The sequence below is a fragment of the Hansschlegelia zhihuaiae genome (assembly GCF_004103825.1).
GTDB classification, from domain to species: domain Bacteria; phylum Pseudomonadota; class Alphaproteobacteria; order Rhizobiales; family Methylopilaceae; genus Methylopila; species Methylopila zhihuaiae.
Map to the genome: position 1 here is coordinate 1,173 of NZ_RYFI01000038.1, position 11,461 is coordinate 12,633.

Here is an 11,461-nt window from a genome sequence, read left to right on the forward strand (position 1 = left end):
CATCGGCGGCGGCTCCTCCGAGGTGGTGTGGCTCGAGCGCAAGCGCGGCGGAGGCCCCGGGAACCTCGCGATGCGCGCCTGGGTCTCGCTGCCCGTCGGCGTGGTGACGCTCGCCGAGCGCTATGGCGGCGAGAAGGTCTCGACCGAGGTGTTCGAGGATATGGTGCTGGAGGTCGAGCGCCTGCTCGAGACCTTCCCGGAGCGCGAGACGCTGAGCGCCTCGCTGAGCGACATCCACTTCCTCGGCACCTCGGGCACGGTGACGACGATCGCGGGCGTCCATCTCGGGCTGCCGCGCTACGAGCGGCGGCTCGTCGACGGTCAGTGGATGGCCTCGGCCGACGTCACCCGCGTGGTCGAGAGCCTGAAGGAGATGTCCTACGACCAGCGCTGCCAGAACCCCTGCATCGGACCGGACCGGGCGGACCTCGTGCTCGCCGGCTGCGCGGTGCTGGAGGCGATCCGCCGCGCCTTTCCGGTCGCGCGCCTCCGGGTCGCGGATCGGGGCTTGCGCGAGGGCATCCTGGTCGAGCTGATGCGCGCCGACGGCGTGTGGCGCCGGCGCGGGCCCCGAAGGCGCGGGCGGCGCGGGTGAGCCGGACGCCCGGGCGCTCCGGCCGAGGCGCAGGAGGATCGGGCGCGGGCGGGGCCGGCCGCGGCCTCGAAGTGCGCGTCCGCACTGCGAGGAAGCGCAGTCACGCCTCGACGCTCTGGCTCAACCGCCAGCTCAACGACCCTTACGTCCAGGCCGCCAAGCGCGAAGGTTTTCGCTCAAGGGCGGCCTACAAGCTGCTTGAGATCGACGAGCGCAAGAAGCTGCTGAAAGCCGGGCAGCGCATTGTCGATCTCGGCGCCGCGCCGGGCGGCTGGAGCCAGATCGCGGCCGAGCGCACGGGTTCGGCTGAGGGCAGGGGACGCGTGATCGCGATCGACCTCTTGGAGATCGAGCCGATCCCGGGCGTCGACTTCCTGCAGCTTGACTTCCTCGACGACCGGGCGCCCGACCTCCTCAAGGAGCGACTCGGCGGCCAGGCCGACCTCGTGCTCTCCGACATGGCCGCGAACACGATCGGCCATCGCAAGACCGACCATCTGCGGATCGTCGCGCTGGTCGAGGCGGCGGCCTTGTTCGCGTCCGAGGTGCTGGCGCCCGGCGGAGCGTTCCTGGCCAAGGTCTTCCAGGGCGGCACCGAGGGCGAGCTGCTGGCTTCGCTGAAGCGCGACTTCGCCAAGGTCGAGCACGTCAAGCCGCCGGCGAGCCGCAAGGACAGCGCCGAACTCTACGTGCTGGCGAGCGGTTTCCGCGGCGACTCTGCCGGGACGGGCGAAAGAGGGTAAGGTCCTCGCCACCGCAGCCAAAAGCCGCAGCGATCGCCATGACCACCCGACTTCAGTTTGACGAGCTCATGATCTCGCAGGAGGAGCGCTACTCGCTCGGAATCGAGCGGACCACCGGCAAGCATTATCTGTCGGTCGAGATGACCCAGGACTATGTCGAGTTCGAGGAGTTCTACGAGATCTCCGAAGAGGAGTTCGCGAGCATGCTCGACGATCCGGAGGCCGGACAGGCGTTCGCCCGCCGCTGCCGGGCGGGCGGGGAGGACTCGCGATTGTTCCGCCGTCCCGAGACGGGCGGGGAATGATCCGGCCTACTTGATCGCCGCGCAGGCCACGCGGTCGCCGGACTTGCCGATCGGCTGCGACGTCTGGTCGTCGCCCTGTGCATGGATCAGCAGCGCGCTGCCGTTTGCGTCCTTGAGCCCGTCGAGCTTGACGAGCTGAGTGAACAGCTGGACCTGCGCCGAGCCGTCCTGCGAGGCGATCAGGTTCGGCAGGTCGCCGGGCTCAGGGCCGTTCGGGTTGAGCAGACCGTGCTTGCCTTCAGCGTGGCCGGCGTGTGAGCCGGACTTCTTGTACTGGCCGACGTCCGAGCAGTCGGCGATCTCATGGAAATGCAGGCCGTGCTTGCCGGGGGTGAGCGCGCCGGCCTGGACCTGAAGGTCGATCAGCACGCCCTGCGGCGCCGCGGTCAGCGAGAGATCGCCGACCTTCTTGCCGTCCTTCCCCATGATCTCGTAGGCATCAGTGGCGAGAGCGGCGGCCGGGGCGAGGACGCTGGCGCAAAGCGTGGCGGCGAAGATGCGTTTCATGAGAAGAATCCCGGTTCGAATGCTTGGGCGGCGATCCGCCGCCTACCGGTCGAATGAGGTTCGGCGCGGCGTCGTTCCCGGTTTCGGATATGTGGCGGAACGCGATCCCGTGAAGTCCAGATGAGCGAGGTCGACTCTGCGCCCCCCGGCCCCCTTCGCGAGGCGACGCTCGCGCGACCGGTCGAGCGCAGCGGAAGCGGCCTCCATACCGGCGATCCCGCGACGGTCCGGCTGAAGCCCGCGCCGGCCGGCCACGGGCTGGCGTTCCGGCGTTTCGTGAAGGGGAGGGCGCACGACGTGCCGGCGCTGTGGCCGAACCGACGGTCGCGCCCGCTCTGCACGGCGCTGCAGGTCGGCGACGGCCCGCTGGTGCGCACCGTCGAGCATCTCCTGGCCGCTCTGTCGGCCTACGCGATCGACGACGCGTTGATCGAGATCGAGGGCGAGGAGGTGCCGATCTTCGACGGCAGCGCCGAGCCCTGGTGCGCGGCGCTCGAGGAGGCCGGCCGCGTCGAGCTCGACCGGCCGCGGCGCTATCTGCGCATCGTGAAGCGCGTCCGCTACCGCTCCGGCGACCACAAGCAGACCGCCGAGCCGGGCCCCGCCTTCTCGGCCTATTCGGCCGTGACGCTCTCGCATTTCGGGCAGCTGCGCTGGGAGGGCAGGATCGACCGCGAGAGCTTCCGCCGCGAGCTCGCCGTCTCGCGCAGCTTCGGCCGCGTGAAATGGGCGCTGCCCGGCAAGATCGTCGGGCTGTTCCGCCGCGAGCCGGTGCTGCGCGGCGCGAACGCCACCAACACCGCGGCGCTCTGGGGCAAGGACGCGATCGGCGGCCTGCGGTTCCCAGACGAGCCGGTCCGTCACCGCGCCCTCGACCTCGTTGGCGACCTCGCGCTCGCCGGCATGCCGATTGTCGGCCATGTGGTCGCGATCCGTCCCGGTCACGAGCACAATTACGGGCTGCTGGAAGCGCTGATGTCGACGCCGAAGGCGTGGGACGTCGTGACCTATGACGAGCATGGGCGGGCTTCGCCGGCCGAGCCCTAGACGGGCGCGTAGATCCGCGCCGCGAGCCAGATCCACATCGCCATCAGGATGAGGGCGCCGACCAGAAACCAGCCGAAGCGCGTCGCCGTGCGGTTCGAGCCGGTGTGCACGAAGGCGTGGACATAGCGGGTCGCGACGAAGACCCAGGACAGCGTCACGAAGACGAGGTCGGCGCTTCGCGTCAGGAAGCCCAGCCCGACCGCCACGTAGAACAGCAGCGGCAGCTCGAACTGGTTGAGGTAGCAGTCAGAGACCTGCTGCGCCCGGGCCGGCCATTCGATCCGGCGCGGCGACACGCCCTTCTGGCCCTTCACCGCTCCGGCGCGCACCGCGACCCACCGCTCCCGCCCCATCCAGACGAGCAGCGCGAAGGTCAGCATGACCTGCGCGAAGACGGGGGCGAAGATGGCCTGGACAGTCATAGTTCGGGCCTACTCGTGCTACGCCACGCTCGGATAGTTCGGGCTCTCGCGGGTGATCGTCACGTCGTGGACGTGGCTCTCCCGGAGCGACGCGCCGGAGATCCGGACGAACTGCGCGCGGCTGTGGAGTTCGGCGATCGTCGGCGCCCCGACATAACCCATCGCGGCCCGGAGCCCGCCCGCGAGCTGGTGCAGCACGGCGGCGACCGGGCCCTTATAGGGGACCTGGCCCTCGATGCCCTCGGGCACGAGCTTGAGGCGGTCGTTGACCTCGGCCTGGAAGTAGCGGTCCGCGGAGCCCTGCGCCATCGCCCCGACCGAGCCCATGCCGCGGTAGGATTTGTAGGAGCGGCCCTGGTAGAGATAGACCTCGCCCGGGCTCTCGTCGGTGCCGGCGAGCAGCGAGCCCACCATGGCGGCGTCGGCGCCGGCCGCGATCGCCTTGGCGAGGTCGCCCGAAAACTTGATGCCGCCGTCGGCGATCACCGGCACGTCCTCGCGCTTGGCGACGTCGACCGCCTCCATGATGGCGGTGAGCTGGGGCACGCCGACGCCCGCCACGATGCGGGTCGTGCAGATCGAGCCCGGGCCGATCCCGACCTTGACCGCGTCCGCGCCCGAGTCGATCAGCGCGCGGGTCGCCTCGCCGGTCGCGACGTTGCCGGCGACGATCTGCACCTCGTTGGACAGCCGCTTGATGCGGGCGACGACGTCGAGCACGTGCTGCGAATGGCCGTGGGCGGTGTCGACCACGATCAGGTCGCAGCCGGCGTCGATCAGCGCTTCCGCGCGCCCGAACCCTTTGTCGCCCACGGTGGTGGCGGCGGCGACGCGCAGGCGCCCCTGCGCGTCCTTGTTGGCGTTCGGGTTCGCGACCGCCTTCTCGATGTCCTTCACGGTGATCAGGCCCACGCAGGCGTAGGCGTCGTCAACGACTAGAAGCTTCTCGATGCGGTGCGTGTGGAGCAGGCGCTTGGCCTCCTCCTGGCTCACCCCGTCATGCACGGTGATGAGGTTCTCGTGCGTCATCAGCTCCGAGATCGGCTGGCGCGGATTGGTGGCGAAGCGCACGTCGCGGTTGGTGAGGATGCCGACCAGCTTGCCGGCGCGGCCGTTGGCGGCGTTCTCGACCACCGGGATGCCAGAGATGTTGTTGGCCCGCATCAGCTCGAAGGCCTCGGCGAGCGTGGCGTCCGGCGCGATGGTGACGGGGTTCACCACCATCCCGCTCTCGAACTTCTTGACCTGCCGGACTTCGGCCGCCTGCTGGTCGGGCTCGAGATTGCGGTGGATGACGCCGATGCCGCCGGCCTGCGCCATTGCGATGGCGAGCCGCGCCTCCGTTACCGTGTCCATGGCCGAGGACAGGATCGGGATGTTGAGCGAGATCGTACGGGTCACGCGGGAGCGCAGATCCGCCTCGCCGGGCATCACCTCGGACAGCCCCGGCCGAAGCAGGACGTCGTCGAAGGTCAGGGCTTCGCTGGCGAAAACCTCGTCGAATCTCGACATGCCGACCTCCTCGATCAGGTGCGCGGACGCGCCCGGCGCCGCCCGTCGGCGTCCGGCCCCTCATGCGCCGGAGCGCCGGTTGGGGAAGTTGGCGCGGACCTTTAGCACGGCGCGGCCGAGGCGCAAATGACGTGCGGCATGGCCGCGCTGCGCTTTTGAACGCCCCAAGATGTGGCGTCGTCCTCCGGCTTACCCGGAGGCCCATCGCGGACGGCCGGCTCCACGATCGACATGGGTGGTTCGGTCAAGCCGGACCACGACGAAGTCTCCGTGATGCAAGGCGGCAATGCGGTCCCGGCGCTCGCGGGAAGACGCCGCGCGACCTATATCCCCTTCAGCATCATGCCGACCTTCCCGAACACGCGCGTCCCCGCCCGCATCCTCGTTCCCCTGATCGTCGCCTGCGCGCTGTTCATGGAGAACCTCGACTCGACGGTCCTCGCCACCTCGCTGCCGGCGATCGCGCGCGAGCTCGGCGAGAATCCGATCGACCTCAAGCTCGCGCTGACCTCCTACCTGCTCAGCCTCGCGATCTTCATTCCGGTTTCAGGTTGGCTCGCAGACCGGCTCGGCGCCCGGCTGGTGTTCCGCGCCGCGATCGCGATCTTCGCGCTCGGCTCGGCGCTCGCCGGCCTCTCGAGCTCCATGCCCGAGATCATCGGCGCGCGGATCGTGCAAGGCGTCGGCGGCGCCATGATGGTGCCGGTCGGCCGGCTCGTGATCCTGAGGACCGTGCCGAAATCCGAGCTCGTCGGCTCGCTCGCCTGGCTCACGATCCCGGCGCTGATCGGCCCGGTGATGGGCCCGCCGGTCGGCGGCTTCATCACCACCTATTTCTCGTGGCGCTGGATCTTCTGGATCAATTTGCCGATCGCGGCGCTCGGCCTGGCGCTGGCGAGCCTCTACATCCCCGACGTCCGCGCGGAGGAGCGCACGCCGTTCGACGGCGCGGGCTTCGGGCTCTCGGCCTTCGGGCTCGCGGCGGTGGTCTCCGGCTCGACCGCGCTCGGCCTCGAGGCGCTGCCGATCTGGGCCGCCGGCCTCCTGCTCGTCACGGGCGCGGCGGCGCTCGCGGTCTACGCCCGCCATGCGGCGCGCGTCGAACACCCGATCCTCGATCTGAAGCTCTTCCGGATCGCCAGCTTCCGCGCGGCGATCCTCGGCGGGTCGCTGTTCCGCATCGGCATCGGGGCGGCGCCCTTCCTGCTGCCGCTGATGCTGCAGATCGGCTTCGGCCTGAACGCCTTCCAGTCCGGACTGCTGACCTTCGCCTCGGCGCTCGGCGCGCTGTTCATGAAGTTCACCGCGAAGCCCATCCTGAAACGCTTCGGCTTCCGCGCCACGATGACCACGAACGCGGTGGTCGCCGCCGCCCTGATGACGACCCCCGCGCTGTTCACGCCGGCGACGCCCGCCGCCGTGATGCTTGGCGCATTGCTCGTCGGCGGCTTCTTCCGCTCGCTGCAGTTCACCTCGGTCAACGCGCTCGGCTACGCCGACGTCGACCAGGAGCGGATGAGCGGCGCGACCAGCCTTGCGAGCGTCGCGCAGCAGCTGTCGCTGTCGCTCGGCGTGAGCTTCGCGGCGCTGTCGCTCGAAGCCATCCTCGCCGAGCGCGGCGGGACCGAGCTCCAGGCCGGGGACTTCCCGCTCGCCTTCGTCGCGATCGGCCTGATCTCGGCGTCGTCGGTGGTGATTTTCGCGCGGCTGAGGCCGGACGCGGGCGAGGAGGTGTCGGGCCATGTCCAGCCGCGGCCTGACCCGGTCACCGCGGCGCGGGAGCGGGCCTGATCGTCGGCGAATCGATTGCTCACAAACCTGCTCAGATTCTGCGCTGATCAGATGATCAAACACAGATTCGAGCTCTGAAAACGGCAAGGCGGCTAAGTAAGAACCCGTATCTGCCTAGAAATTCAGCCCGTTTCCGTTGCCCGTCGCCCGCCGCTTGAGCAATGTCCCGTTCCTTTCTGGGAATAGGGGGACATCTTGGCCATTTCGACGAAGCCGACGCCGCTCACCAAGCCGGGCGCCAACCAGTCAGACTCGATCTTCGAGACCATCGGCACGAAGGACGGCTTCATCGTCGGCTGGAACCGCACCACGCAGTCGGTCCCGCTGCCGCAAGTCGAGATCATGTTCCAGCGCTTCGACGAGGACGGCAAGGCGATCGGCAAGCCCACGGTCGTGGACGGCCCGGCCTTCCTTGAAGGCCTGCCGGAGTTCGTGGAGCTCGGCGGCGGCAAATACGGCATGCTGTGGAAGGCCAACAACCTCTCGACCGGCCAGATCCAGCTCAAGGCGGTCGTGATCGACGGCGCGACCGGCAAGGCCGGAAATCCGGTCGTCGTCGTCGACCAGCGTGCGGCGAGCTTCATCCACGACATGACGCTGCTCGACAACGGCAAGGTCGCGCTGGTGACGCGGTCCTCCGAGAGCGGCGAGGATACGACGCTCACGATCCTCGGCAAGGACATGAAGCCGCTGGGCAAGCCGATCGTGGTCGAGGACGACGTCGCCGGCCCGCTCGGCGCGGCGTCCTATGAGCAGACGGTCGTGAGCAATGGCGACGGCGGCGTCGCTATCTTCCGTGCGGCCGACGGCCAGCTCAAGGGCGTCGCCTTCAACGGAGCGGGCAAGGCCGGACAGCAGTTCCAGATCAACTCGACCGAGATGCGCCCGCTCGATTTCTTCGGCTTCGCGCGCTTCAACGTGAAGGCGGAGGAGCTCGAGACCGGCGGCTTCGTGGTCACCTGGATGGCCTATGACGAGGGATCGAGCGTCAATTTCGACCTCTACGCCCGGGTCTACGGCGCGAACGGCAAGCCGGTCGGCAAGGACTTCATCGTCAACCAGGACCTCTCGGCGAACCAGTCCGCGCCCGAGATTCTGACCTTCGACAAGGGTTTCGCGATCGCGTGGACCGACCAGGCGACTCTCAGCTACACGACCGAGGTGATGCGGTTCTTCGACAAGGACGGCAAGCCGCTGTCGGACGACATCGTGACGGAGTATTTCGGCGCGCAGAACGAAGGCGGCGTCGCCATTCCCAGCACCGACACCGAATACGCCAGGCTCGATGACGGCTCCTATGTGAAGATCTTCACGTCCGGCGGACAGATCTACGGCGACGCGATCCCGGAGCCGCGGTTCGGAACCGGCAAGGCCGACGTGCTCAAGGGCAAGGCCGCCGACGAGATAACCTTGGGCGCGGCCGGCAAGGACAAGATCACCGGCCTCGCGGGCGCCGACACCCTCGACGGCGGCGTCGACGACGACACGATCGACGGCGGAGCGGGGGCGGATCATCTGGTCGGCGGCGCCGGAAACGACAGCCTGATCGGCGGCGCGGCCGCCGACGTCTTCGTGTTCCGGCCGGGCGGCGGGAGCGACCGGGTCAAGGATTTCGAAAGCGGCGAGGACCGCATCGACGTCTCGGCCTTCCACTACAACCAGGCGGACGACGTGCTGGCAGACGCCAAGCAGGTCGGCAAGGACGTGGTGATCACGCTGACCGATCAGCTCGAGGGCGAGACCGGCAAGAACGTTGTCCGCCTGCTCGACGTCAAGCTGATCGAGCTTCAGGAGACCGACTTCATCCTCTGACGGCGGCCCGTCGACGCGGCTGAGGCTTGCGCCACGGCCGCCGGTCGTGTTCGTGGCGGTTTCCTCTGGAGACCGCCCGTCGCATGACCCCCGCCGCCCACGCGCTCGCCGCGATCGAGGTCCTGACCGAGGTCGAGGACCGCCGTGCTCCTGCGCCCCAGGCCTTGAAGGACTGGGGCGCGGCGCATCGCTTCGCCGGTTCGGGCGACAGGGCGCGGATCGCGAGCCTCGTCTATGACGCGCTGCGGGCGCGCGCGTCGATCGCTTGGCGGATGGGCTCTGACAGCCCGCGGGCGCTGATCCTCGGCGCGCTCGCCTTCGCGCGCGGCCGGACGGCCGAGGAGATGACGGCCGCCTTCGCGGCGAGCCAGCACGCGCCCGCGCCGCCCGACGAGGCCGAGAGCGCTGCGATCGCGGCCGCCGCGCTCGACGGCGCTCCGCCGCATGTGCTGGGCGACTACCCCGAATGGCTGGACGCCGCCTTCGCCGACGCCTTCGGCGACGCGCGGGCGGAGGAGGGGGCGGCGCTCGCCCGCCGCGCCCCGCTCGACCTTCGGGTCAACGTGCTGAAAGGCGATCGCGACAAGGCGTTGCGCGCGCTCTCTCACCTGAAGGCGGAGCCGACGCCGCATGCGCCCTTTGGCGTGCGAATCCCGCTGACCGACGACGGCCGCGGCCCGCCGGTCCAGTCCGAGCCCGCGCATCTGAAAGGTCTGGTCGAGGTGCAGGACGAGGGCTCGCAGCTCGCCGCGCTGATCGCGGCGGCGGCGCCGGGCGAGCAGGTCGTCGACCTCTGCGCCGGGGCCGGCGGCAAAACGCTCGCACTCGGCGCCAGCATGGGCAATCGCGGCCAGCTCTACGCGCATGACAGCGACCTGAGGCGCCTCGCGCCGCTCAACGATCGCGCGGCCCGCGCCGGGCTGCGGAACCTTCAGATCCGCTCGCCGCGCCGCGACGAGCCGGTGCTCGCGGACCTCGAGGGTCGCGCCGACCTCGTGCTGGTCGACGCGCCCTGCACCGGGACCGGGACCTGGCGGCGCAACCCCGACGCCAAATGGCGCATGCGGCCGGGCGCGCTCGAGATCCGCATGGCCGAGCAGGACGCCGCGCTCGACGCCGCCGCGGTTCTCGTCAAAGAGGGCGGACGGCTCGTCTATGTCACCTGCTCGCTGCTTCCGGCCGAGAATGAGGCGCGGATCGCGGCCTTCAGGGAGCGTCATCCGGGCTTCGCTCCGATCGCCGCGCGCGAGGCCGCGACGACGATTGGAGCGCCGGAGCTCGCGGCTTTCGCGACGACGTCCGGCGAGGCCTTCCTGTTCAGCCCGCGCCGCTCGGGCACGGACGGCTTCTTCGTCTGCGCCCTGCGGCGGACTTGACCGGAGCCGCCCAAGCGACATGTCCCCAAGCGTCGGGCGACGTTCGAATTTTCGCGGCGGATCTCATGCGCACCATCAGCGGCCTCCTCCAGATCATCGGCCTCTTGGTCATTGCGATCGCGGGCTACTGGGTCTGGTTCGTGAACTGGGGACCGAACCCGAACGACCGCGTCGGCACGACTGTCGCGACGCTGGTGCCCCAGCAGATGCGCGAATGGGGCTGCGGCAAGCTCAATCAGCGCTTCGCGGCCGAAGCTCCGACCGTCTGCAGTCCAGTCGCGACGCCGAACGCGCCGACGCCCAATTCGGATCCTTCGGCCCCCGCGCCCAACGGCGGCGGCCGCCTCTGAGGCGAAGTCATGGCCGCCGCCAACAGGACCTTGGGATGAACCCGCTGGCGTAAGGCGTCCCATTTCGATACGCTGGTCAAAGGCTCAATAAGGCGGATCGGCTGATGCCGCGCGCCTCACACGGCTTGATCGGCGACATCTACGACGCGGCCATGGAGGCCGACGGCTTCGCGCGTCTGCCCGAGATCATGGCGCGGTCGGGCCGCGGCGGCAGCGCGGTCGTCGCGGTGATCGACGACCGCGGCTGCGTCGAGGGCGCGACCGCAAACCTGCCTGAAGCGGCGATGGCCCGCTACGCGGCCTATTTCCATTCGGTCAATCCGTTCGTGCCCGCGGCCTTCGCGGCCGGGCCGCAACTCGCGCCGCGTCGCAGTCTCGACCTCGTCTCCGAGGTCGATTTCCGGCAGAGCGAGTTCTATTGCGACTTCACCCGTGAGCTCGACACGTTCCAGTTTGTCGGCGGCGTGTTTCCCATAGCGCCGGGCCGGTTCTGCGAGCTCGGAATCCACCGTGGCGAGCGGTCGTCGCGCTTCGACGAACGCGACGTGAGGCGGGTCGGCAGGTTCACGCCGCATCTGCAGCGCGCGCTCCAGCTTCGACTGAGGCTCGGGGCGGCGGACCGGCCGAGCCTTGGCTATGCGGCGCTTGACGGGCTCGCGATCGGCTGCGTCATCGTCGGGCCGGACGGGCGGATCATCTTCGCGAACGCGGCCGCGGAGGCGACGGCGCCGGTCGGCGGGCTGACGTTCGGGGCGGGCCGCGTCGGTCTCGGCGCGACGAGGCGCGAGGAGGCGCTGCGGCTCGCGGCGCTGCTCGCCGACGTCGCGGCCGGGGGCGCGGGCGGCGCCACCGCGACGACGGCGGCCGACGGCGCGCGGCTCTTCGTTCTGGTCGCGCCGCTGCCGCCGCGCTTCGGCGTCGCGCCCGGCTACGCGCTGGTGACGATCCGGGCCGAGAACGGCTCGCCGGCGATCGATGGCCCGAGCCTCAAGCGGATCTTC

Annotated in this window: 12 protein-coding genes; 9 read left to right on the plus strand and 3 right to left on the minus strand. The window is 69.8% G+C overall.

All coding sequences use genetic code 11. From position 1 onward, the window contains the following. The 3 genes from EK403_RS23540 to EK403_RS21765 form a co-directional block, all read left to right on the plus strand. Nucleotides 1-595 (plus strand): Ppx/GppA phosphatase family protein (locus tag EK403_RS23540; protein WP_428979639.1); only part of this gene is annotated, 595 nt, incomplete at its 5' end. Further along, nucleotides 592-1,338: an RlmE family RNA methyltransferase gene (locus EK403_RS21760; protein ID WP_428979640.1), complete on the plus strand. Its 747-nt coding sequence runs from the start codon at nt 592-594 to the stop codon at nt 1,336-1,338. The genes EK403_RS23540 and EK403_RS21760, both read left to right, overlap by 4 nt. Nucleotides 1,339-1,376: 38 nt before the next feature. Further along, nucleotides 1,377-1,643: a hypothetical protein gene (locus EK403_RS21765; protein ID WP_128779549.1), complete on the plus strand. Its 267-nt coding sequence runs from the start codon at nt 1,377-1,379 to the stop codon at nt 1,641-1,643. Between the two features lie 6 nt (nt 1,644-1,649). Here the strand turns inward: EK403_RS21765 and EK403_RS21770 are convergent, their stop codons facing one another. Beyond that, nucleotides 1,650-2,150, minus strand: coding sequence for a superoxide dismutase family protein (locus EK403_RS21770; protein WP_128779550.1), 501 nt, complete (start codon nt 2,148-2,150; stop codon nt 1,650-1,652). Nucleotides 2,151-2,270: 120 nt separating this feature from the next. Between EK403_RS21770 and EK403_RS21775 the strand changes: the two genes are divergently transcribed. Then, nucleotides 2,271-3,197 (plus strand): UDP-3-O-acyl-N-acetylglucosamine deacetylase, encoded by a 927-nt coding sequence (locus tag EK403_RS21775; RefSeq protein WP_128779551.1) that lies wholly within the window; start codon nt 2,271-2,273, stop codon nt 3,195-3,197. Here the strand turns inward: EK403_RS21775 and EK403_RS21780 are convergent. After that, nucleotides 3,194-3,619 carry an MAPEG family protein gene (locus EK403_RS21780; protein ID WP_128779552.1) on the minus strand — a complete coding sequence of 142 codons (426 nt, stop codon included), beginning with the start codon at nt 3,617-3,619 and terminating at the stop codon, nt 3,194-3,196. The two genes, EK403_RS21775 and EK403_RS21780, sit on opposite strands and share 4 nt — an antisense overlap. Before the next feature lie 18 nt (nt 3,620-3,637). Then, on the minus strand, nt 3,638-5,131 hold the full coding sequence (guaB, locus tag EK403_RS21785; RefSeq protein WP_128779553.1) for an IMP dehydrogenase: 1,494 nt from the start codon (nt 5,129-5,131) through the stop codon (nt 3,638-3,640). Between the two features lie 342 nt (nt 5,132-5,473). Here guaB and EK403_RS21790 point away from each other — a divergent pair, with 342 nt between their 5' ends. The 5 genes from EK403_RS21790 to EK403_RS21810 form a co-directional block, all read left to right on the plus strand. Further along, nucleotides 5,474-6,922 (plus strand): MFS transporter, encoded by a 1,449-nt coding sequence (locus EK403_RS21790; protein ID WP_128779557.1) that lies wholly within the window; start codon nt 5,474-5,476, stop codon nt 6,920-6,922. 195 nt (nt 6,923-7,117) lie between these two features. Continuing rightward, the gene (locus EK403_RS21795) at nt 7,118-8,734 is read left to right on the plus strand and encodes a calcium-binding protein (protein ID WP_128779554.1); all 1,617 of its coding nucleotides are present in this window, start codon (nt 7,118-7,120) and stop codon (nt 8,732-8,734) included. A gap of 83 nt (nt 8,735-8,817) precedes the next feature. After that, nucleotides 8,818-10,110: an RsmB/NOP family class I SAM-dependent RNA methyltransferase gene (locus tag EK403_RS21800; protein WP_128779555.1), complete on the plus strand. Its 1,293-nt coding sequence runs from the start codon at nt 8,818-8,820 to the stop codon at nt 10,108-10,110. 65 nt (nt 10,111-10,175) lie between these two features. After that, nucleotides 10,176-10,460 carry a hypothetical protein gene (locus EK403_RS21805; RefSeq protein ID WP_128779556.1) on the plus strand — a complete coding sequence of 95 codons (285 nt, stop codon included), beginning with the start codon at nt 10,176-10,178 and terminating at the stop codon, nt 10,458-10,460. Nucleotides 10,461-10,564: 104 nt separating this feature from the next. Then, the coding region (locus tag EK403_RS21810; protein WP_164919725.1) for a hypothetical protein at nt 10,565-11,461 on the plus strand (897 nt) is incomplete at its 3' end.